This window comes from Amedibacillus dolichus DSM 3991 (assembly GCF_000154285.1).
Taxonomy (GTDB): domain Bacteria; phylum Bacillota_I; class Bacilli_A; order Erysipelotrichales; family Erysipelotrichaceae; genus Amedibacillus; species Amedibacillus dolichus.
Genome location: NZ_DS483478.1, coordinates 245,876 through 267,962, shown reverse-complemented (window position 1 = coordinate 267,962; position 22,087 = coordinate 245,876). Strand labels below are relative to the sequence as shown.

The 22,087-nt window shown below is 38.1% G+C and carries 24 protein-coding genes and 6 tRNA genes; 8 read left to right on the top strand and 22 right to left on the bottom strand.

Annotated elements, in window-relative coordinates:
* Nucleotides 1-94: 94 nt before the first annotated feature.
* The 5 genes from EUBDOL_RS10815 to thrC form a co-directional block, all read right to left on the bottom strand.
* Nucleotides 95-664 carry a Maf family protein gene (locus tag EUBDOL_RS10815; protein ID WP_004801001.1) on the bottom strand — a complete coding sequence of 190 codons (570 nt, stop codon included), beginning with the start codon at nucleotides 662-664 and terminating at the stop codon, nucleotides 95-97.
* Nucleotides 657-1,385: a TIGR01906 family membrane protein gene (locus tag EUBDOL_RS10810; protein WP_040463836.1), complete on the bottom strand. Its 729-nt coding sequence runs from the start codon at nucleotides 1,383-1,385 to the stop codon at nucleotides 657-659. Before EUBDOL_RS10810 ends, EUBDOL_RS10815 begins: the two co-directional genes overlap by 8 nt.
* Before the next feature lie 105 nt (nucleotides 1,386-1,490).
* Entirely contained in the window at nucleotides 1,491-1,925 is a 435-nt protein-coding gene (locus EUBDOL_RS10805; RefSeq protein WP_040463834.1) for an ACT domain-containing protein, read from the bottom strand.
* Between the two features lies 1 nt (nucleotide 1,926).
* Nucleotides 1,927-2,811, bottom strand: coding sequence for a homoserine kinase (gene thrB, locus EUBDOL_RS10800; RefSeq protein ID WP_004800998.1), 885 nt, complete (start codon nucleotides 2,809-2,811; stop codon nucleotides 1,927-1,929).
* Nucleotides 2,808-4,298, bottom strand: a complete 1,491-nt coding sequence (gene thrC, locus EUBDOL_RS10795) for a threonine synthase (protein WP_040463833.1) — start codon at nucleotides 4,296-4,298, stop codon at nucleotides 2,808-2,810. Before thrC ends, thrB begins: the two co-directional genes overlap by 4 nt.
* A gap of 109 nt (nucleotides 4,299-4,407) precedes the next feature.
* Here thrC and EUBDOL_RS10790 point away from each other — a divergent pair, with 109 nt between their 5' ends.
* Genes EUBDOL_RS10790 through EUBDOL_RS10780 form a run of 3 tightly spaced genes read left to right on the top strand, consistent with a single transcriptional unit; the run spans nucleotide 4,408 to nucleotide 7,934 of the window.
* Nucleotides 4,408-5,592, top strand: a complete 1,185-nt coding sequence (locus EUBDOL_RS10790; RefSeq protein WP_004800996.1) for a homoserine dehydrogenase — start codon at nucleotides 4,408-4,410, stop codon at nucleotides 5,590-5,592.
* Complete coding sequence (locus EUBDOL_RS10785; protein WP_022419984.1) at nucleotides 5,585-6,895, top strand: aspartate kinase; 1,311 nt, start codon at nucleotides 5,585-5,587, stop codon at nucleotides 6,893-6,895. Before EUBDOL_RS10790 ends, EUBDOL_RS10785 begins: the two co-directional genes overlap by 8 nt.
* Nucleotides 6,896-6,923: 28 nt before the next feature.
* A complete protein-coding gene (locus EUBDOL_RS10780; protein ID WP_004800994.1) occupies nucleotides 6,924-7,934 on the top strand; it encodes an aspartate-semialdehyde dehydrogenase in 1,011 nt (336 codons plus the stop codon).
* 140 nt (nucleotides 7,935-8,074) lie between these two features.
* Here the strand turns inward: EUBDOL_RS10780 and EUBDOL_RS10775 are convergent, their stop codons facing one another.
* Nucleotides 8,075-8,404: a hypothetical protein gene (locus EUBDOL_RS10775; RefSeq protein ID WP_004800993.1), complete on the bottom strand. Its 330-nt coding sequence runs from the start codon at nucleotides 8,402-8,404 to the stop codon at nucleotides 8,075-8,077.
* A gap of 145 nt (nucleotides 8,405-8,549) precedes the next feature.
* Between EUBDOL_RS10775 and EUBDOL_RS10770 the strand changes: the two genes are divergently transcribed.
* Nucleotides 8,550-8,635, top strand: a tRNA-Leu gene (locus EUBDOL_RS10770).
* Nucleotides 8,636-8,707: 72 nt separating this feature from the next.
* Here EUBDOL_RS10770 and EUBDOL_RS10765 read toward each other — a convergent pair.
* The 6 genes from EUBDOL_RS10765 to EUBDOL_RS10740 all read right to left on the bottom strand — a co-directional run bounded on the left by EUBDOL_RS10765 (nucleotide 8,708) and on the right by EUBDOL_RS10740 (nucleotide 11,778).
* Nucleotides 8,708-9,409: a TVP38/TMEM64 family protein gene (locus EUBDOL_RS10765; protein ID WP_004800992.1), complete on the bottom strand. Its 702-nt coding sequence runs from the start codon at nucleotides 9,407-9,409 to the stop codon at nucleotides 8,708-8,710.
* 120 nt (nucleotides 9,410-9,529) lie between these two features.
* Nucleotides 9,530-9,772 (bottom strand): hypothetical protein, encoded by a 243-nt coding sequence (locus tag EUBDOL_RS10760; RefSeq protein WP_004800991.1) that lies wholly within the window; start codon nucleotides 9,770-9,772, stop codon nucleotides 9,530-9,532.
* Nucleotides 9,773-9,947: 175 nt separating this feature from the next.
* Nucleotides 9,948-10,023 (bottom strand) — tRNA-Thr (locus tag EUBDOL_RS10755).
* 102 nt (nucleotides 10,024-10,125) lie between these two features.
* Nucleotides 10,126-10,201 (bottom strand) — tRNA-Val (locus EUBDOL_RS10750).
* 58 nt (nucleotides 10,202-10,259) lie between these two features.
* Nucleotides 10,260-11,009, bottom strand: a complete 750-nt coding sequence (locus EUBDOL_RS10745) for a DUF2812 domain-containing protein (protein ID WP_004800990.1) — start codon at nucleotides 11,007-11,009, stop codon at nucleotides 10,260-10,262.
* A 55-nt stretch (nucleotides 11,010-11,064) separates the two neighbouring features.
* A complete protein-coding gene (locus EUBDOL_RS10740; RefSeq protein ID WP_004800989.1) occupies nucleotides 11,065-11,778 on the bottom strand; it encodes an HAD family hydrolase in 714 nt (237 codons plus the stop codon).
* A 101-nt stretch (nucleotides 11,779-11,879) separates the two neighbouring features.
* On the opposite strand from EUBDOL_RS10740, the gene EUBDOL_RS10735 reads away from it, so the two are divergent.
* Together EUBDOL_RS10735 and EUBDOL_RS10730 are read left to right on the top strand one after the other, a co-directional pair.
* Nucleotides 11,880-11,970 (top strand) — tRNA-Ser (locus EUBDOL_RS10735).
* A 94-nt stretch (nucleotides 11,971-12,064) separates the two neighbouring features.
* Nucleotides 12,065-12,520: a hypothetical protein gene (locus EUBDOL_RS10730; RefSeq protein WP_004800988.1), complete on the top strand. Its 456-nt coding sequence runs from the start codon at nucleotides 12,065-12,067 to the stop codon at nucleotides 12,518-12,520.
* 113 nt (nucleotides 12,521-12,633) lie between these two features.
* On the opposite strand, the gene EUBDOL_RS10725 is transcribed toward EUBDOL_RS10730, so the two are convergent.
* The 5 genes from EUBDOL_RS10725 to EUBDOL_RS10705 form a co-directional block, all read right to left on the bottom strand.
* Nucleotides 12,634-12,707, bottom strand: a tRNA-Gly gene (locus EUBDOL_RS10725).
* Nucleotides 12,708-12,714: 7 nt separating this feature from the next.
* Nucleotides 12,715-12,790, bottom strand: a tRNA-Asp gene (locus EUBDOL_RS10720).
* Nucleotides 12,791-13,043: 253 nt separating this feature from the next.
* A complete protein-coding gene (gene deoC / locus EUBDOL_RS10715; RefSeq protein ID WP_004800987.1) occupies nucleotides 13,044-13,685 on the bottom strand; it encodes a deoxyribose-phosphate aldolase in 642 nt (213 codons plus the stop codon).
* Nucleotides 13,686-13,696: 11 nt separating this feature from the next.
* The gene (locus EUBDOL_RS10710; protein WP_040463832.1) at nucleotides 13,697-14,704 is read right to left on the bottom strand and encodes a hypothetical protein; all 1,008 of its coding nucleotides are present in this window, start codon (nucleotides 14,702-14,704) and stop codon (nucleotides 13,697-13,699) included.
* Between the two features lie 59 nt (nucleotides 14,705-14,763).
* Nucleotides 14,764-15,423 (bottom strand): manganese catalase family protein, encoded by a 660-nt coding sequence (locus EUBDOL_RS10705; protein ID WP_004800985.1) that lies wholly within the window; start codon nucleotides 15,421-15,423, stop codon nucleotides 14,764-14,766.
* A 77-nt stretch (nucleotides 15,424-15,500) separates the two neighbouring features.
* Here EUBDOL_RS10705 and EUBDOL_RS10700 point away from each other — a divergent pair, with 77 nt between their 5' ends.
* On the top strand, nucleotides 15,501-15,896 hold the full coding sequence (locus tag EUBDOL_RS10700) for a thioesterase family protein (RefSeq protein WP_004800984.1): 396 nt from the start codon (nucleotides 15,501-15,503) through the stop codon (nucleotides 15,894-15,896).
* 208 nt (nucleotides 15,897-16,104) lie between these two features.
* Here EUBDOL_RS10700 and EUBDOL_RS10695 read toward each other — a convergent pair whose 3' ends face one another.
* Both EUBDOL_RS10695 and EUBDOL_RS10690 read right to left on the bottom strand, forming a co-directional pair.
* The gene (locus EUBDOL_RS10695) at nucleotides 16,105-17,436 is read right to left on the bottom strand and encodes an IS4 family transposase (RefSeq protein WP_004800983.1); all 1,332 of its coding nucleotides are present in this window, start codon (nucleotides 17,434-17,436) and stop codon (nucleotides 16,105-16,107) included.
* Nucleotides 17,437-17,618: 182 nt separating this feature from the next.
* Nucleotides 17,619-18,281: a hypothetical protein gene (locus EUBDOL_RS10690; protein WP_004800982.1), complete on the bottom strand. Its 663-nt coding sequence runs from the start codon at nucleotides 18,279-18,281 to the stop codon at nucleotides 17,619-17,621.
* A 200-nt stretch (nucleotides 18,282-18,481) separates the two neighbouring features.
* On the opposite strand from EUBDOL_RS10690, the gene EUBDOL_RS10685 reads away from it, so the two are divergent.
* The gene (locus tag EUBDOL_RS10685) at nucleotides 18,482-18,931 is read left to right on the top strand and encodes a GNAT family N-acetyltransferase (protein ID WP_004800981.1); all 450 of its coding nucleotides are present in this window, start codon (nucleotides 18,482-18,484) and stop codon (nucleotides 18,929-18,931) included.
* Between the two features lie 273 nt (nucleotides 18,932-19,204).
* On the opposite strand, the gene EUBDOL_RS10680 is transcribed toward EUBDOL_RS10685, so the two are convergent.
* The 3 genes from EUBDOL_RS10680 to EUBDOL_RS10670 form a co-directional block, all read right to left on the bottom strand.
* Complete coding sequence (locus tag EUBDOL_RS10680) at nucleotides 19,205-20,308, bottom strand: M42 family metallopeptidase (protein WP_004800980.1); 1,104 nt, start codon at nucleotides 20,306-20,308, stop codon at nucleotides 19,205-19,207.
* A 12-nt stretch (nucleotides 20,309-20,320) separates the two neighbouring features.
* On the bottom strand, nucleotides 20,321-21,373 hold the full coding sequence (locus tag EUBDOL_RS10675; protein WP_004800979.1) for a M42 family metallopeptidase: 1,053 nt from the start codon (nucleotides 21,371-21,373) through the stop codon (nucleotides 20,321-20,323).
* A gap of 162 nt (nucleotides 21,374-21,535) precedes the next feature.
* Entirely contained in the window at nucleotides 21,536-22,063 is a 528-nt protein-coding gene (locus tag EUBDOL_RS10670) for a GrdB-related putative oxidoreductase (protein ID WP_022420273.1), read from the bottom strand.
* Nucleotides 22,064-22,087 lie beyond the last annotated feature (24 nt).

Here is a 22,087-nt window from a genome sequence, read left to right as displayed (position 1 = left end):
AATGTCGTTTATGTACGTCTTTTTTTTCGTCAAATTTTTATTTTTTACCCGTCTTTAGAGGTTTGCACCATTTTTTACTATTCAACCTCTAAAGTCAGGTACTATTTTGCATATTTCTGATTTCTCGATAAACTTTTGCTATCGGAAGCCCTACAATATTAAAATAATCTCCATGAATGGAGCGAACAAACAACTTACCCAAACCTTGAATACCATAAGCACCGGCTTTGTCCTTCCACTCCTCGCTTTTTATATAATCATCTATCATCTGTTCACTTAGCTCATAAAAGGTTACCTCGCTTGTAGCATGAAAAACAATTTGTTTTTCTTTCGATAAAAGTGCCACACCCGTGATTACCTCATGTGTCTGTCCGCTGAGCATGTGAAGCATGGACCGTGCTTCTTCTTCGTCTTTCGGTTTTCCTAAACGATGCTCTTGAAAGCACACCATCGTATCAGCACCTAGCACGATAGCCTCGGGATATTTACGAAAAACCGCATCAGCTTTATCATAAGCAATTTGCTCAATGGCTTTTTCTTTCCCTAACTCTTTGCGATAAACCTCTTCCACCTTCTCGCTGCAAATACCAAAGTCTAAGCCACTTTCTTCTAAAAGCTGCTTCCGACGCGGCGATTGGCTTGCTAAAATAAGCTTTTTACACATGCTCACTCACCTCATGATGCAATCGATTTAAGCGTACACGCAAATAAGTGTAGCTTAATAGGAATAAGACAATAAAGCTGCCGGCAAACATGGCAATGATCCGAAAGACAAGTGCCGAGAAAAACGGTGCCGGAAACATATTGATCATTAAATCCGTTGCCGGATTCAACAACCATAAATCATTGCGGAAGGCAAGCTCGTGAAATAAGGTCCAAAAGGCATCGAAATCAAAATATGCACAAAGACCTAAAAAAGCGAAAATAACCGCAAATACAGAAGCCGCCTTCATATAATCAATGCTTAGCAAGGTTAAAGCACCTTTTTTTAAACGGAAAATCAAATATGCAGTACTTCCAAGAAAAAGCACCAAACAAATATTTCTTAAATTGATCGCAAATTGATAAAGCTTTTTCACATCACTCATGTGTGCAACCTCTTTGCTGTTAAATGCCGGCTGTTCATTTCCTTTTAAGGTAATCATCACATCAACATTATTACGTCTATCCTTTAAATAATCAAGCAGTATATCCGTTGCCTTATTCAAATCCTTTTGAGTCATGCCAATGGAAACACCGGTTTCCAGCTTCTCATATTCGGAATGAAAGAAGCTCTTATCGAAGCAATTTACATCAATACTTACAACAAGTAAGACGATGATGAGCGAAAAAATCGCAACATAAGCTGCAATGTCATTTACACGATTTAAAAGCTTCTCTTTCATAGCTTCTCCTCCCATTCCTTAGCTTGCCTATTTATGGTATCATATTCGGACAGAGAAAAGCAAAGTTGATAGAAAAATCACAAGAAAAAAACAGCTCATCATGAGCTATTCTACGGCAACTAAGCGAAGATTGCTGACTCCACGACACTGTTCTAGCATTGCTAATAGCTCGTCAATTGATTTTTCCATCTCACATAAATCAAAAGAAATGACAACACTTGCCCAACCGTTGATAGGAATATTTTGATTGATGGTCAAAATATTGGCATTCACCTTTGACATCGTATTCAAAACTTCGGATAAAATACCCTTATCATGATGTAGCATTAAAGAAATAACGGCTTTTCGCTCACTCATTCCGGAAGATGGCAAAAATACATAGTCCTTATACTTATAATAAGTACCACGTGAAATTCCGACAAGCTTAACCGCTTCGCTCACCTGACGCACCTTTCCGTTTTGCAACAACGTTCTTGCCTCAATCACCTTGTCCAATACTTCCGGTAAAATCACACTATCCACAATATAATATTTTTCCACTCTATAACACCTCACTTTGTACACCATCATAGGTCGCATGCAGAATGCGAAGATCCCAAGCAGGATATTGAATTTGCAGCTGTTTCTTCAATTGCATTGCACATTCTTCTTCTCTGGTCAGTGCCATCATTGTAGAACCACTGCCGCTTAAAAACATCGTATCTGCACCGAATCGTTCACACAGTGCTCGTATTTTATCATATTCCGGAATCAGCTGCTTACGATAGGGCTCCTGCATTTTGTCCTTGCAGGCTTTTTTCACAATAAGCATATTTCCGATTTCCAAAGCCTTCGCAAAAGCGGCACATCGGCCCATTTGATAAACGGCATCATGATAGCTCATTTGCGTAGGCAAAACCTTTCGAGCATCTTCTGTTTTCACTTCATAATTGGGTATTATGGCAATAAAATGCATATCCTTTTTAATTCCATAGCGAATCATGCTCGCATGTCCTTCTTCCATAAAGGAAACACATAAAGCTCCAAAAATAGCCGGTGCCACATTATCCGGGTGTCCTTCTAACTTCGCTGCCAAATCGAATATTTCATATTTGTTCATAGCATTTTGAAACATTGCGCTTGCCGCCGTAATACCCGCCACTATGCAGGTTGCCGAGCTTCCTAGTCCTCGAGCAGTAGGGATATTACTATCAATATGAATCCGTACACCTTGTACCTTTTTTTGCATATACTCCAATGCGGCACAAAAGGAGCGATAAAACAAATTATCGCTGTTACAATATGCCTGCTCGCAGCCACTGATTTCCAATCCATGCTCGATTTCCTCGAAGGTAGCAATACAATATGCATCAAGTGCAATCCCCAAGCAATCATAGCCAACCCCTAAATTCGCACTAGTTGCCGGTACTTTTACCTTTATCTTCATAACAAAATCTCCTTTGTTTTATTTTTTACATATTCCCGCATCGCATCTTTTTCAATGACATCGTGATGACGAACAGCTTTTTCTTTCAACTCCCGCAAAGCCTGTGGAATCGCTGCACCACTTTTCCTTTCAAGTTCCTCCATACACGCAAATTCGTCCATATTACACGTTTTAAATAACGCTTGATATACGCTTGGCGCAAATTTATAAGGACTTGCCGTAGATAACAGTATACATACATGTTCTTTGTCCTGCCTAGCATATTCACGCATAACCTTATAGCCAGTAGCGGTATGTGGATCCATAACATAGCCACTTTGCTCATAAAAGGCTTTGATTTCCCGTGCACACTGCTCATCATCACAATATCCACCTACAAAATCATTTTGAATATCCTTCAACAGCTCATCTTCAACCCTATAACTCCCTCTTGTTTCTAAGCGTTCCATAAGCATTTGAATATAGGCGGCATTTTTTCCACTCTTATAATATAACAAACGCTCCAAATTGCTGGAAATCAATATATCCATGCTTGGTGAAATCGTTTTATGAAATGGACGGTTACGATCATACACCCCGCTTGTTAAAAAGTCATACAAAACATGATTGGCATTTGATGCTACGATCAGCTTATGAATCGGCAACCCCATCAGCTTTGCATAATAGCCCGCCAACACATTACCAAAGTTTCCGGTTGGCACACAGAAATTAACTTCTTCCATTAACTTGATCTTTCCTTGCCTTACCAATTCCTTATAAGCATAAATATAATATACGATTTGTGGAATCAAACGGCCGATGTTAATTGAATTGGCACTGGAAAACGAGATCTTGCTTTGCTTCAGCTCTTGTGCGAATGAGGCATCATGAAGAACTTTCTTTACGCTGCTTTGCGCATCATCAAAATTCCCTTCCAAAGCACAAACGCAAGTATTCTTTCCCTCCTGTGTTGTCATTTGCAGTTGTTGAATGGAAGATACTCCTTCCTTTGGATAAAAAACCGTAATTCCGATTCGCTCTACATCACAAAAGCCGGCTAGTGCTGCCTTTCCGGTATCTCCGCTGGTAGCTGTTAGAATCATGATTTTTTCTTCATCATGTCCCTTCAAAGCAGTTGACATAAGCTGTGGCAGCATACGCAAGCCGATGTCTTTAAAGGCACAGGTCGGACCATGAAACAGCTCAAGAATATGCGTATCTTGATACGAATACAGTGGCGTAATGTGTTCATCATCGAATTGTTTTTCATAAGCCGCTTTCACACATTGCTTGATTTCTTCTTCCTTAAAATCCGGCAGTAGTAGCGTTAAGACAACCTCTGCCATCTGTTCATACGTCATATCCATCATGTCTTTCAGCGGCAAGCTGATCTGATCAAGCTCATCATATACAAACAATCCGCCATCATCGGCAATTCCTTTTAAAATCGCTTCCTTTGCAGATAGCACAAGTTCTTTATTTCTAGTACTTCGATACATCTTATCCATTGCATTCATCTCCTTATTGCATTTCCTTTTTTATTATGATACAATGTTCACATCACAAATACAAGTGTTTTTGATAAAAAGACAAAAAAAATAAGCAGAGGTGAGAATTATGAATATTGCAATTTTAGGTTATGGAACCATTGGCTCCGGAGTAGCCTTGATTATTGAACAGGCACATACTCCATTCACAAAAAAGCTTCATGTAAAGCATATCCTTATTCGCAAAGGAAAAAACAAGATACTGTCCACTATGTGTGATGATATCCATACGATCTTAAACGACAAAGACTGTGATACCGTTGTCGAAACGATGGGTGGCATTGAGCCGGCTCATACCTATATCCTACAAGCATTGAAAAGCGGGAAGCATGTTGTTACCGCCAACAAAGCCGTTGTGGCAAAATACTTACAAGAGTTTATCGAATGTGCAAAAGAAAACCATGTGAAGTTTTATTTTGAAGCTACGACCGGCGGAGGAATCCCATGGATCGAAGGCTTGGATAAAGCCATGCGTATTGATGAAATCGATCATATTTACGGAATTTTTAACGGTACAAGCAACTATATCCTTGATCACATGGAGCGCTATAATGCCGATTTTGATAAGATTTTAAAGGAAGCACAAAGCTTAGGTTATGCCGAAGCCGATCCAAGTGCCGATATTGACGGTTTTGATATTCGTAATAAACTGCGTATCAGTGCATCACTCGCCTATGCTTTTCATGTGCCGGAAGATTTTCCAGTTTACGGCATTCGTACTATTACCAAACAGGATATTACCTACTTTAAGCATTTAGGATACCACATTCGTTTAGTTGCCAAAACGAAACGACAAGGAAACAAATACGGTTGTGTCGTGGAGCCGGTCTTATTTCCACAAAATGAAATTGAAAGTAACACCAAAAACAATTATAATGTGATTACTCTGCATGGGAAAACCATCGGTGATTTAAAGTTTTATGGGCAAGGTGCAGGCAAGCTTCCAACTGCCAATGCCATTGTGCAGGATATGATTGATATCAACGAAAACACCACTCGTTTTGAAACTAGCTTTACCAACCAAATGCACTATGATAAATCTCTATGCCTTTGCGATTATATCGTTCGCACCAGTACAAAGGCGTTTGGTGCATTTAGCGATTGCAGCTATACGCTTGATACCTATCAAGGTTGTGAATATCTGCATATTAAAAAGGTAGCGGTTTATCTCATGCATCAGTATATGAGGGAGGTCATGAAAACAGATCCTAATGCTTTCATGGCAAGTATTTTTGAAGGAGAAAATGATGATTAAAATTACAAAATTCGGCGGTTCTTCCGTCGCAAATGCCACTCAATTCGCTAAGGTCAAACAAATTATCGAAAGTGATAGCGCACGTAGGTTTGTTGTAGTAAGTGCTTCGGGACGTGAACACAAAAACGACAACAAGGTTACCGATTTGTTGTATCTAATTGAAGCACATATTAAATACAGTGTCGATTATCACCCACTATTTCAGCTAATCGAAGATCGCTTTTTAACTATGAAGCGTGAATTGAACTTAACCTATCCCATCGAAAATGATTTAGAGGAGCTCAAACAGCGCTTAAACAAAACCATTTCAACCGATTATCTTGTATCTCGTGGGGAATATTTGACCGCAAAGCTTATGGCAGAATACCTGGGCTTTCCCTTTCTTGATGCTAAGGATATCATCATCTTCCGCTACAACGGAAAAATTGATTTTGACGCAACTCGTCTACGTTTAAAAGAATATATGCAAAAGCACGATCGTTTTGTGATGCCCGGCTTTTACGGTGCTCTGCCTGATGGAACTATCAAAATCATGTCGCGTGGAGGAAGCGATATTACCGGTTCGATCCTTGCGGACATCTTAGATGCGGATATGTATGAAAATTGGACCGATGTTTCCGGTATTTTAATGGCCGATCCACGCATCGTTTCTAAGCCTAAGCGCATTGATACGATCACATACAGCGAGCTGCGTGAGCTTTCCTATATGGGAGCCAGTGTCTTACATGAAGAAGCCATCTTCCCGGTAAAAGAAAAAAATATTCCCATCAACATCTTAAACACCAATCACCCGGAAGAAGGCGGAACCATTATCCTTGAAAAAGACGATAAGCCAAGTGCACAGCTCATTACCGGAATTGCCGGAAAAAAGAATTTTACCGTTATTGCGATTTATAAAAATCACATGTCTGACGAGATCGGTATTATCCGTAAGGCACTTGAGGTATGTGAATCGTATCGCATCAGCATCGAACATATCCCAAGTGGCATTGATTCCTTCAGTATCGTTGTAAACTATGAAGATGTAAAAGATGTTATTTATGATATGGTCGGTGAAATGAAAAAGGCATGCCATGCCGATGATATCAAGATCATTGATAACATTGCCTTGATCGCAACGGTTGGTCGTCAAATGATGTATAAGCCGGGAATCAGCGGTAAGCTGTTTGCGGTACTCGGTCAAAACAACATCAACATTCGTATGATTGCACAAGGTACCGATGAAATGAATATCATTGTCGGTGTTGAAAATGAAGATTATGAAAAAACCGTCAAAACAATTTATGAAAGCTTTGTGATTTAATTCATATACATAGTTGAGGAGGATAAATATGAAAACATACAATGTGGCAATCTTAGGCGCAACCGGTGCCGTCGGTCAAGAAATGCTGAAGATTTTGAATGAAAGAAAATTCCCTATCAAAGAATTGCATCTATTAGCCAGCAAGCGCAGCGTAGGAAAAAGAATAACGGTGAATGAAAAGGAATATATCGTTGAGGAAACCACTGCAGACAGCTTTGATAATATAGATATTGTATTGGGTGCAGCAGAAAACGATATTGCAAAAAAATATTTGCCCATCGCTGTTGAAAAAGGAGCTATCGTTGTGGACAATAGCTCAGCTTATCGTTTAGATAAAGATGTTCCCCTGATCATTCCCGAAGTTAATCCACAGGATATTAAAAAGCATCATGGCATCATTGCCAATCCCAACTGTGCAACGATCATTGCATTGGTAGCCCTTCAGCCTTTGCATGCCTATGCTAAAGCAAAGCGTATGGTTGTTTCTACGTATCAAGCAGTCAGTGGTGCCGGTGTGAAGGGCATCATGGAACTGCAGCAACAGTTAGCAGCATTAGCACATGGCAAGGAAGTGGAAATTCAGACGTTTCAGCATCAAATAGCCTATAACTTGATTCCGCAAATCGGCAGCTTTGATGAAAACGGCTATTCCAGTGAAGAAATGAAGATGCAAAACGAAGGACGTAAAATTTTAAACAGCCCTGAGTTAGCTGTAAATTGTACCTGCGTGCGTGTCCCTATCCTGCGTTCACATTCCGAATCCATCATGGTAGAATTCGAACAGCCAATCGACGTAGAAAAAGCTAGAGAGCTGCTAGCTAATGCCAAGGGTGTGAAGCTTGTTGATGATCCTAAAAGCAATCAATATCCAATGCCGCTTGATACAACCGATCAAGATTTGGTCTATGTCGGTCGTATTCGCAAGGATATCAGCACACAGGCGAATGCGTTAAGCTTTTGGTGCTGTGGTGATCAGGTGCGTAAGGGAGCCGCAACGAATGCTGTACAAATTGCCGAGCTGCTCATAGAGGAGCTGTAAAAGAAAAGCAAGTATAAATCATACAATCTTTGCTCGATAAACAAGAAATAAGAAAAACGGAGATTTCAAATATGACTAAATTTCATAGTCATACAAAAATCTCCGTTTTTATCATCTACCCCAATATGAGAAAGAAGCAATCATTCCTCCGCACTTACTTTTTCTTCTGTTTCCTGTTCTTTTGCTGCATCACTCATCATATCCGCTAAAGTATTGTTTAAAAAGCTAACTCGATGAATCAAATTACCGATTCCATAAGCAATAAAGGCAAATGCAAAGTAAGAACTGCAATATTGAATATATACGCTTAAACTATCCACAAACGTCAGCTCATAGGCAGTACTTTGATAAGCAATATACGTATATGCCTGATAGATTTGAAAAGCAGCGATTGCTAAAAAGATAACTGCCACCACATAAAACACCATGCCCATAACCGATGCTTCACTTGTTTTCTTTGTTATTTTCATGTTCATTCCTCCAATGTCAATATTATCCTATAAAAATATGTGAGAATTATGTAGCTTTGTGCTATTCTTTATAAAAAACATAAGCTTTTACAAAAAAGGATAGCGAAATTCAGTAAAGTATAGTATGATAGATAACGCAAATCATGCAGTCGTGGTGGAATGGCAGACACGCTACTTTGAGGGGGTAGTGAGCGTATGCTCGTGTGAGTTCAAATCTCATCGACTGCACCATAGTGTATATTCATCAATCCTTTTGGATTGATTTTTTTATTTCCTTGGAAATAATTACCTTTCCAAAATCATTTACTTCCTGCCAATCACTTCACTTTTCGATTCCTTATGCGCATGTGCTTTACTTAAACGTTGATATAGCATCACACCGCATACGGAAACAGCTCCCACAACTGCAAAGATCAGCACAGCATAAATATATTGGTTTTCACCTAAAATATGTCCTCCGTATGTACTGGTAATTACTGATGGAATTCGTCCCACAATGGAAATGATCAAAAAATCCGATAGCTTCATATCGGTAAGCGGCATAACATAGGATAAAAAATCCTTCGGTGTTCCCGGTATCAAATAAATCAGCATGCACAAAATGTTTCTACGTTTAGGATTCTTTAAAAAACTAACTTCTCTTAACTTTTCCAATGAATAAAACCTTTGCACAAGCTTTATACCATATTTTCTTACCAATACAAAAATCAAATATCCCGCTAAGAAGTTTCCGACCAAGCATAGTAGCAAGCCGTAAAAAGAGCCATATACATAACCGGCGGCAATTTCAATAATTTCTCCCGGCAAAAACACAAAGATCGTTTGTACACAGCGAATTGCCAAAAACAAAGCAATCCCCCATATACCGTTTTCCTTCAACATCGCCTCAAGCTTTTCTAAATCAAACCAAGAAGCAATATCCACACTGTATAAAATGATACCACTTAACACAACTAGTAAACCTGCAGCAAGAATATAAACAAATTTCTTTTTCTTTTCTGTCATAAGTACCAATCACCCCTATTATAGTATGCCCTTCTCAAAGCTTTATTTGCAAGAAAACAATTTCACTCCACATCGCTAATCAAAAATAGCCGGTATGCAGATCATTTAGAAAGGTAATTTTCACAGTTTCCCGATTACCGATAAAAGCACTTTTTTCATCGTTATTCGTCTAGCATGCATCATTGCGAAATTTGTTATAAAAAATGAGGCAAGCATAGCGACCTCATAAAAATAAATATGATTTATATAAACGATACTTATCCCATCAACAACCAAAAAGCTTAGAATCATATTGATCCAAAAGCATAACAAAACAGAAAATAAGCAACTTCCGATAAATTTTCTTAGTATACCCTTCGTCATGCTTTCACCTCGAACCAAAACGATTTGTATATATTATCGCACGTATTGCTTATCACTTCAACTCTACACTTTCGCTCATAAACTAAGTTGAGCAACTTATAGTCCAGCACAGCTTTACACCAAATTAAAAAATGAGCATAAAAAAAAGCCTTTAAACAAAGGCCAATTCACAATATGGTGCCGACGATAGGACTTGAACCTACGACCTACGCGTTACGAGTGCGTTGCACTACCAACTGTGCTACGTCGGCATATCATATTTCTAAGCGAATGTATTATACCACTTTTCTGTCTTGATACACAAGTAGTATTCTAAGAAAAAAACCTATCTTTGATAGGTTTCAAAAGCTTCATGGTGGAGGTTAACGGGCTCGAACCGCTGACCCTCTGCTTGTAAGGCAGATGCTCTCCCAACTGAGCTAAACCTCCATTGCGTCTATGATTTTACCATAGATGCATCATTCACGCAAGCAAAATATTGATTTTCTTAGAAGTTTTCCAATTCTGTGCGTTTATGATTGATTTTTCGATAGGCACGATAATAAATAATAAAAATCAAAATCGACATAACAAATAGAAAGGTACAAATCATCGTAAACATTCCCAACAAATCCGAAGGGTGTCCGACAATGAACAAATAAAAGAAAATACCCATAATAAAACAAATTACATCTAATGCCAAAAGTGAGCGCCAACTGCTCAACAGTCGATTATACAGCTCCAAGCGTGAAACCTTATCACTGAAAATATTAGGCTGAGCCTCTCCTGTTGGCATTTCCACACGAAAATAATGCCAAATTCCGTCAAACTCCCCTTTTTCATGATAAACATCTTCCCAACCGGCCGCAACATAATTATCCAAATAGCGTCCGCCATCGCGCTTATCCTTTTCATAATATCCTAAGTGATAGTAATAGTTGATAGGCTCTCCCTGTCGGAAGTAATAGCACATACCCTTCTTTTTTATAAAGTGATAGCCCTGCAGCGACATTTCATGCAGATACTCCGCTTCCTCGTCCATATCCGATACAAAAAACAGCTTGCGGCGTTTGATCGTTTCATAAATCGGTTCAGAAGCATTTTCCACGATTGCTTTATCACTATCTTTTTTTACACCCTCCGATAAACGTAAAACCTTTTCCTTAAGTGCCGAAAAAGATGGTTTTCCCTTTTCTACGCACCGCTCACTCTTTCCTTCAATCTTTGTTTCTGTAACATTATCTTTTTCTATATTCATAGCGCCCTCGCTTTCGTAACTATAAATTTATCATGTTTTCTTAGCACATGTCAAATCAGAAAAGCTCCATCAAATCCTTAAAGGCATCAATTTTATACGCATATTCCTCTACTTTACCAAAGCCATAAGCCGCATAAACAAAAGGGATTCCAGCATAATCACAAGCCTCCTTATCCTTCAACGTATCTCCGATATAAACCGCCGTTTGTAATTGATTGCGTTCCATGATGAAACGTATGTTATCGCCTTTTGAAAGACCGGTTCGACCACTGCATTCAAAATCACAAAAATAATTTTCTAAACCATGAGCTGCATATAAAGTTTCGACATACCCCTTTTGGCAATTCGATACAATATACAATTCATATTTACGATGCAGATAGTCCAACACCTCCTTTACATCAGGATATAGTTTACCGGGCTGCGTTAATAAATAACGGCACTCCTCTTGAGTAATCATATCAAGATATTTCATACGTTCCTCATGTTCAAGATTCGGGAAAATGATTGCCGCAATTTCTTCCTCTGTATATCCCATAAATCCCATAACTGTTTTACGATCAATGCATTTCTCTGTAAATCCCAGTTTTTTGAACATTTCATTATATAATAAAGGAAGTTGATAGGTTGTATCCCAAAGTGTACCATCAACATCAAAAATAAGTGCTTGTCGCATAACTTTCACCCCTTCTTTATAAAAAAATCGTATCATAGAACCCAAGAAATTACCAGCAACCTTTAAAAATACCTCACGGTAAAAAATACGCATACACATATCTTTCTTCTTCCAAAAAAACTACTAGACTTTTAAATTTGTTTATGCTATACTTTTAAAGCAATGCATAGCATTGCATAAACATATTCAGATTTGGAGTAGTACTCAAGAGGCTGAAGAGGTGCCCCTGCTAAGGGTATAGGTCGGGAAACTGGCGCGAGAGTTCAAATCTCTCCTACTCCGCCATAAAACAAACAAACATCGCAGATTGCGATGTTTTTATATTTAAAAATGTCTTTTTTATTACACTTCCATCGTATTACTTTATGGAGGTGTTTTTATGTACTACACAAAGAAGATTCAACTAGAATTAAAAGAAAGCGAATATAATGCACTAATCGCTTATATAGAAGATTATCAACAATACTTAAAGGCTATGGTCGATTTCATGCATCGAAGCGGAAATATTCAATATAATTCCTTCCAATTCCCAACTAGCATACAGCACAAAAATCGTCATTACCTCTATCGCCTTGCTTTAAAAAAATATCGTGCAGAACTTCACAAGAAAAGCTTTCAATACAATCGCTGCACAAGCTTTGTCTTTTCCACCTTTTTTATCAGTGAAAACCTATTAACAATGAAACTAGGCAGAGCAGCAAACAAGAATACCATTTGTGCCACCTTAATAGACACTGATATGACACATGATTGGAGAAGTGAGAATATGATTCGTCTTGATATTCTGCGAAAGGATCAAATATGGTATGCTTGCTTTACTATCTATACAAGCTAAAGCCTTACAATATATCCGCTGCAACACAAGGTACTCTGTATATTTATATAAGGATTTACACCAAATCTGAAAATAAATAAAAAAAGCCCTTATTTCAGGGCTAAATATAAAAATGGAGCAGATGAGGGGAATCGAACCCCCGTATCAGCCTTGGCAAGGCTGTGTTCTACCATTGAACTACATCTGCAAAAAAATGGCGGTCCAGATGGGACTCGAACCCACGATCTCCTCCGTGACAGGGAGGCATGTTAACCACTACACCACTGGACCAAATATTCTATTTTTATTTTGCACCGTTCGTTTCCCTTAGTGCTTGTATATAATATCACGGTTTCTTTTTCTTGGCAAGCATTATTTTAATTTTTTTTATAAATTTATCATTTTTTTGTATTTCTTCCTTTTCCAATGAAAAATTCCACTAAACCATAATTCAAAAAGCATAAAAAAGGATTGCCTACAACTTTTACGATATCATCGAATCGACAACCCTATTCTATAAGTCTTTCAATAGCCCCTAAGCTATCTAGTTATTGATCAACTTTACCCCCGCACTAGTTCCAATACGATCAGCACCCGCCTCAAGCATTTCCATCATATCCGCATGGCTGCGAATACCCCCGGCTGCCTTCACCTTGCACTTACCTTTAACGCACTCCTTCATATACGCAACATCTTCCTTTGTCGCTCCACGCACACTGAATCCGGTAGAGGTTTTTACATACGATGCTTTCGCCTCTACACATAGGCTGCATGCTCGCCGGATCTCCTCTTTATCCAACAAGCAGGTTTCAAGAATAACCTTCACACAGGTTCCTTGCACCGCTCCAATAACAGCCACAAGATCTGCAAGCACCGCTTCATCATTTCCTGCCTTCAGCTCACCGATATTCATAACCATATCAATTTCATCTGCACCATCTTTGACAGCCCCTATTGCCTCCACCGTCTTAGCTTTGGTGCTCATCGCACCTAACGGAAACCCGACGACCGTGCATACCGCAACATCACTATCCTTTAGCAATTCACTGCAATAGCGAACCCAATAGCTATTAACGCAAACACTGGCAAAGCCATACTCCTTAGCTTCCATACAAAGCTTAAAAATATCCTCGCATGTTGCGGTCGGTTTTAAATTGGTATGATCAATATATTTATTTAATTCCATAAACACCCTCCTTATCCTTCAGCTTTTTTCAATTTCCAATACACCTTTAAAAACGGATCTTTCCAAAGCGTATGCGTAAGCCTCCACAAGCAACCAATGCGTACACTCTCAAAAAGCACAATAACCAACAAGCAAAGCCAACTATAATGCTCATGCTGTATGACCTGTACAACCGATGTGGCTTCTTTCATATAATAGAAAGCCTGCAAGCCCCACACAACGACAACACTTAGCCTAGCGAATGCATGATTTAAAAACAACAAAATCGTTGGCAGCGACCATATAAGCGCACTAAACAAAGAAGTTAGCAAAACAAAACGCTGAGCATAATCCATTGCCAACACATCGTCTTGAAAAATCATCTTGCATACAAAGCCACCCAAATAGAAAAGCAACAAACCTCCGTAAATTACCGCTACCAACAGCATCGTATAAATTCGCATGTTTTTCATTGCCCGCTTCGCAATGCGATAATTCGATCGACGTTTTTGATGTGCTTCCTCATTTGCCTTCAGCAGCTTATCAATCATCAACTGATCTTCTTTCTCTGCATCAACTCTCTTTCTTTCATATCGCTGCCATACATAGCATATCGGCTCCTGATAAAATTGTAGCCCGCAACAAAACAAAAGCAAGGTTTTTCCAAAATAAGCAAGCACGAACAACAGACGAATGCTCTGATCCAACAGATTTTCTAATGGAAATTGAAAGATTTGCCAAAGGTAGTAACACCCATACAGACTGATTATATTTACCGCAAAATAAACCAAGCGACCTTTGGAAGAAGCAATCCATACCATAATATCCGCAAGCAGCCATAAAATAAGCTCAATTACTGCCATGAAGCAATATCGCAACACAAAATCTTCTTGAAACAGTTTATTCATCGCATATAATCCACTTGCCATATATGTCATCAAAAACAAAATATGCAAAACCAACAAAAGCCGCATATTCCGCTTCCCTAAGCGTTTGCTTCGCAAAAAAGCCTCTTTACTTAAAAATACTTGTTTCCTCACACGACCACCTAGCACCATTATAACAAGAAAATGCCACATTCAACATAAAATGTGGCATACTAATCTTCTTTTTCTATATCACCGGGATTGATAAAATAGGGATTCGGCTTATCAAAATAATTGCCGGTATCCAAATCAAAGGCATTATGACTATCGCCTAAGCCAAAATCCTTTCCTTCTTGATGAGTGGATAAAATCGTTAAGATATTTTGCAGTACCTTATACGCTTCCTCTCCCCTTTTACGTAAATACGAAAATGCCCGTTGTGCTTCTTTATCTTCCTTTACTGTATGATACAGCTTCTCATAAAGCAATACCCGCTTTTTTTCAAAGTCCATATCCCGCATGACACAGGCTGTTAAATCATTATTAACATGGTGCTTTTCTTCTTCTTTTTCAGTGGATTGATGACAGGGCGCAATGATTTCAAAAGCCGGCGTATCATCATTTGATTCATCATAATAACGATCATCTACTCCATGCAGCTGATGAAGCATATCACTTAAAACCTCCATATCCGACAACAACATAACCGCCAGTTCCATATACATGTGTGAAAACTTCGGGTTGTGAATCATAAACGCCTGACGAATATAGCACATCGCTTGCTTCAAGCCTCCCTCACAGCCATGCAGCTGTTGATCGAGCAGCTGATAATATTGAACACTCGGGTGGATATTTCGCACCTCAAAAGCCTTTTTCCCTTGATAAGCAAACATTTGAAAACCTCCTTGCTCCTAGTATGGCATTCCTAATAAAAGATATGCTATAATTGTGAATATAAAGGAAGGTGTCTATGAAAGAGATTAAAATAAACAGTGCATTCACACAGGAAATGATCGTTTCCAAGGAGCAGTTGGCAAGTCATGTAGGAAGCGGTGTTGTCGATGTTTTCGCAACTCCGATGATGATTGCCTTTATGGAAAATACAGCAGTAAAATGCCTAGAACCTTTTATGGAAGAAGGGGAAACAACCGTAGGAATTTGTATGAATTCCACACACGATGCCGCAACACCTGTCGGTATGAAGGTAACTTGCACCGCTACCATTACTGCCGTAGAGCGCAAAAAGATTTCCTTTAGCATTGTCGCAAAGGACGAAAAAGATGTCATCGGGAAAGCAACCCACGATCGTTTCCTAGTAATAAAGGAAAAATTTGAAGCAAAAGCAAAACAAAAGGCCATGAACTAATGCCAATGTCATTAAGTTAAGGTAACATTGCACAAAAGATAGTTCTATTTATGTTAAATTAAGGACAGACATGATTCTATGTTCTGTTCTTTTTGCTTTATCCTAGATATTTTAGCTTTTTATCTTATTTTTGACGCACTTTAAAAGAACCTGTGAAATAGGCTCGAAAAAAATTGCGATATCTAAAAATTATGTTAGAATAACTTTGTCAACTTGTTCTATTATTTAACGCTTTTGGTGATTGTCGTTTTATAGAACGTTGAACGTTTCTATCTGGCCTTGATGGGGTCAGATATTTTTTTATGTTTCTAATCAGGATGTATTCTTTTATTTGATTACGAAAATAGTTTCTTATATTGGTTAATGCCGATCTTACATTGATATTGTATATATACTTTGTTTTTTTAAGCTTTATCTTCTTTTTTATATTTTGAATGATCAAATTTGCATAGTTATAAAATAAAATTGATGCATATATTTCCTGCTGTATATGCTGTCTTTTTTTACAATGGAAATAAAGCATACCAACTGCATGTTTGAGATAATAGAATGCAGTTTCTTCATTCCATCTAAGATGGTAAAGATCTTTGAAATCACTTAGTCCAAATTCATTTTCATCAAGATTAGTAACCAATGTTTCATATTTATCATCAGCTATTTTAAATCTTACAATTCTAAAACTGAGATTGTAGAAACGATTACAGGCATCAAGATAATCAAAAACAGAAGTTGAAGGAACAAATACAAATTGATTGTTTTCATTTTTCTTGACTTCATTTGTTTGGAGATTTGTAAGGGTACGAGTAACAGTAATATCAAACGTTTCATCAGGCAGAGATATAGATGTCATAATCCCACTTCTAGTATCGATATCCTTAACTCTAAATACAAATTTTTGATTATTTTCAATACAATGAGCTATAAGATTATAACTTTCATAGCCTCTGTCAGCTGTAATAATCGAATTCTCAGGATAATTGCGGTGATTGATAAAATCAATCAGTGCGCTTTTTTCACTTTTTTTGGTTGGAAGATCAATTCTTGATTCCCAAAATACATGATTGATACAGTCATATAAGGCATTCAGATGATATTGGCAAACAATAGAATCTTGACCGTAAGAAATTTGAGTATCATCATGCCAAAAAGGCAGGTTAATATCAGAACCATCCTGTGCAAGGATATAGTAACCATTCAATGTAGACAAATTATCAATAGAAGAAAGAAATCTTCTGTTGATAGATTTAAAAATTTCAGGATATAACAGATCACGACGTTGAGAAACAGCAGATATTGATGGAATATCAATATTGGAAGAAGTAAAATAATCAGAAACTTCACCTGATAAAGAATGAGCCTGCAACCCAAGAATGAATTTAATAAGGGTTTTAGGAGTGAGGATCCGACTTCTGGTAAAATTAGAAGTCTGATCGACACAAAAACATTTGATTGAATCCACTGTAGAATCAATAACATTGTCTAAGCGACAAGAAATCCACTTTGGGGAATAGTAGGTATTTTTAGTATTTTTATTTGACATAAATGAGATCCTCCTTAAAAAATACACCTACTAAAAAGGGCTAATAATGAATATAAAAAGTATTCATTATTAGCCACACGAAATCAAGGTTATGTCAATACCATATTTAGAAAAAAAGAACCCCTATATTTTATAAAATATAGGAATTCTCTTAAAAATGTCTTAACTTAATGACATTGGAACTAATGCATGACCTTTTTCTTCGGGCTTTCTTCTCTTCGACACATAAAATCCTCTTCTTGCATACCTAAAACACTTGGCTTGATTTCCTGCTTTTTAGGACATGGAAGTGGCTGAATCATATAGGAACAAAGTGTACAATACCCCATTGAGCGATACCGACGCAGACATTCGTAATTGCACTTACGAATACAATTCTGTTCGATCCATTTCGCCAATTCCAGCATCGCCTGCTCACTTAAAACATGTGCTGCCTGCTTTTCGATTCCGGCATCTAATAAATAACGGAATAAAATATCCGCATAAGTAATGCAATATTCCATAATAAAGAAATTCTCTTGCGTTGTTTTTTGTAAGCGTGTCGGCCATCGTGTACTGTCAATATGATTTTGTTCATATCGTTTCGCCTCAACATGCTTATGCGGATTGGACAAGCATTCCTCACTGCATGTATCACACTTACTTAAAAATTCACCCATCGTTTTTAATAATTGAAATTTAAAGGTCGCAAAATCAATGCGAACCTTAAAATCCTCTTGCATTTTTATAAATGCCGGCTCACACATGGAAAGCATCGCATCAATCGTTTCTATTTCAAATACCGATAAACGTGTAATCGGCTTTTCCAAAAACATCATGATATCATTTTGATTGATAAATTTCATTTCTCATCACCCTATAAATAATAGACATAAATCCATACAAAAAGAAACAAAAAAGGACAATTTTCTCCACTGAAAAATCGAGCATTAAATTTCATTGAGGTTAATTGTTCTTTTTTCGTTTTACTTGCACTTATAGATTAAATAGGTTTTTTGCGCTATAATGAACATAAGAAACAAATAAATTTAAAGTTGAGGAAAAAATGATTATCAGAAAGTATCAAGCATCAGATTGCAAAGAACTGACAGATTTATTTTATAATACAGTTCATATTGTTAATGCAAAAGATTATACAAAAGAACAATTAAATGTATGGGCAACAAAGCAAGTAGATTTAGAAAAGTGGAACAAATCACTCCAAGAACATTTCAGTGTTGTTGCGCTTGATAATGAAACCATTGTAGGTTTTGGAGACATAGATAAAACAGGCTATCTCGATCGTCTGTTTGTTCACGCCAATTATCAGAAGAAAGGTATTGCAACCGCCCTCTGCAATCAACTGGAACAAGCCGTTCAAGGAGATATCACTACTCATGCTTCCATTACGGCAAAGCCTTTCTTTGAAAAAAGAGGCTATAAGCTTGTTAAGGAACAGCAGGTAGAACGACAAGGGATTTTTCTTACAAATTATGTAATGATAAAGAAACGATAAATCCTCGTTTATCAGACTATAATAACAAAAATACTTGGTTAATAGCTAAGTTTTTTTGTATTTCCACAACCTGTTGTTTTAATATAGAATAATCAATGCTAAGCGAAATCGTTATCGAACATAAAAGAGCGGTCTTTCAAAATCCTCAAGCAAACATAACATTTTCCTATTTTTAAACAAATAGATTTTTGAAGCAACACAATAGTTATATAGCATCACTTCGATAAGCAAAAAGAAAAGGCCATACAGCCTAAGCGATCACTTTAGGATCACTTAACTGTTATGTCCTTCCTTTAATTTCGATAGCATATTGCGATCTAAACGGCGTGCGAATTCACTCATCAACAAGACGGTCTGCCAATAATCCTTACGATGAACGATCAAACGATGGGAATGCATATAGCGTGTTGGGATCGACAGTGTCAATGACACCACCCCATCGTGTGCTTTATGAATATTATCCGCATCTGTTCCGCCAACTGTCATCATGTCATAGTTAATATCCAAGCCTAAATCATGACAAATGCTTTCCATTTCATACAAGAAATTCTTATTGCCGATGATTCCGGCGTCCATAACACTGAGGATAACACCTTTCCCAAGTCCGTTTTGTCCCTTATCCATCGGGGTATCCATACTTGTCGTTACATCTAAGGCAATCGCTACATCGGGGTGAATCATATTTGCTGCTGTACGGGCACCACGAAGTCCGACTTCCTCCTGTACGGTTCCTACTCCATATAGGTTGCAATGATGCGGCTTAGAATCTGCCTTCAGCAATCGCATCACATCAACAATCATAGCCGCACATAAGCGATCGTCCCAAGCTTTTCCCATTAAATAATTCGGATTGTTCATGACCGTAAATTTAGTATCCGGTGTAATCATATCTCCGATTCGAATACCCAACTCGTAGATTTCTTCTGCACTATCTACCCCCATATCCAAAAATAAATCCATCGGAGCAATGACCTTTTCTTTTACCTCTTTTGCCAAACCATGAGGAGCACTGGAGCCGACAACACCTTGATAACGTTTCCCTTCCTTCGTCGTAACCACAAGTGTTTGACTTGGCAACACATGGCCCCACCAGCCACCAACCGGCAGCATTCGAATATATCCCTGCGAATCGATTTCTCTTACCAAAAAACCAACCTCGTCCATGTGCCCTGCAATCATCAGCTTAACGCCATCTTGAGCACCTTTTTGAATACCCACAATAGAGCCTAAATTATCGTAGCTAATTTCATCGGCATAAGGCTGTAACCACTTTTTCATTACCCGACTGACTTCTTTTTCATTTCCGCTGATTCCATGCGCTTCACTGAATTCCTCCAGCATCTTTAAATTGATATCGCCAATAATTTCTTTTGTCATACGCACTACCTCTTAGCGATTCGCTTCCTTAAATGCATCGATTTTCGAAGCGTTTAAGCCTTTAAGAACCTCAAGTGCAGAGCGCTTCGCACATTCATAATCATGCAAATCAATTTCCGCATTGGCCGTATGTGGATTTCTTGCGCAGATTCCAACATGCAATGTCGGACAACCGGCAAATAGCTTATGTATCCATGCAGCATCGGTTAAGCTCATTGAATAATAATGCTGATAATCAATTTGATTGCTTTCACAAACCGAAACCAATTCATCTAGCAAAGCACGATTTGGCATCATTCCTTTATCATAGTAGCGTACCAATACACCTTTACCCAACTGTCCTACCGCATTGGATTTTCCAGCATAATCATTGGCTGCACCGCCATCTAATACGATTCCAAGATCCGGTTGAATCAATCCGGTTGCCGTTGTTCCTCCACGTTGTCCTATTTCTTCCATAACACTTGCACCGACATACAAATCAAAATCAAGGCATTCATCTTTCAACGCTTCTAAAATTTCAATTGCCAAAGCACAGCCGAAACGAGCATCAATGGCTTTTGCGATCGCTCGATTTCCTAAGGTCATAAAGCTGCCGTCCAATACAGCGCTATCACCAACCATCACACCCAGTTTTGCTACCTCTTTGGAATCATTTACACCTAGATCAATCTTCATATTTTTTCCCAGCGCTTTAGCTGCACCTTCTTCATCAGCAACAATAATTCCATGTACTTCATCGGTTCTGGTTTTTACACGAACACGACTACCATACAAAGCAGCATCACTTACAGCACCGATTTTAATGAAACCGGCAAGTCCGTTATCACCGATTTCATTTAACATGAAGCCTACTTCGTCCATGTGTGCACAAACCATTACTCTTTTGGCATTTTCTTTACCACATTTTTTCACTGCAAATACAGAACCTAAATTATCATATATAATTTCATCACTCAACTTTTCCAAGTGATTCTTCATTTTGCGAGATACTTCTTTCTCATCTCCCGAAATACCAATCGCCTGTGTCAATTCTTCTAATAGAGCTATACTTTTTTGTTCCATTTTACTCACCCTTCCTTATTCTTTAATTATAGTCTTTTTATCCAATATATTTATGAACCTTTTTTCCTAAAGGTAGGAAACTGCTGTTCACTCCTTCGCAATCTTTTCTTTCGTAGAAAAACAGAAAAGAGATAACTCTTATCGAATTATCCCTTATCATGTTTACTTATAGGCGTGCTGAGCGATAAAATCGGTTGTATCTTGTTTATCCACCAACATTTTCGCAAATACACACATTTCGCTCAATGCTTCATTTAACCCGATACCGCCTTTTTTCGGCATCTGAAGAATCGTAACCTTATCCTTGTATTCGGATATAGCTTCTTCGCATTCCTTTGACATAATCGCAAAGGCAGGAATATCGGTATGCTCATTGATGGTCATTGCTGTTTTTGCAGCCATCAACCCATAGTTTCCGTAGTTAAAACAAGGTCCGCATATAACGACATCAGGTCCGAATTTCTTTGCCATTGCAGCAAACTTTTTAGCATTCAATTCCGGATCGGCTTTAAAGGTTCCATCTCCGCACCAAAGCGTTGCGACTACTTTACCGTCATTTTGTTCCATGAAGCGTTCAAACATTCCACAAGAACCAATTGCCATAGGCTTACCGCCCATTGGTAAATCGGGACTTTCTTTTCCGCCAAGTCCGGCTTGTGTCTGATCAAAGATCATCATTACTTTCATCATACCCATCACTCCTAATCTAGTAAA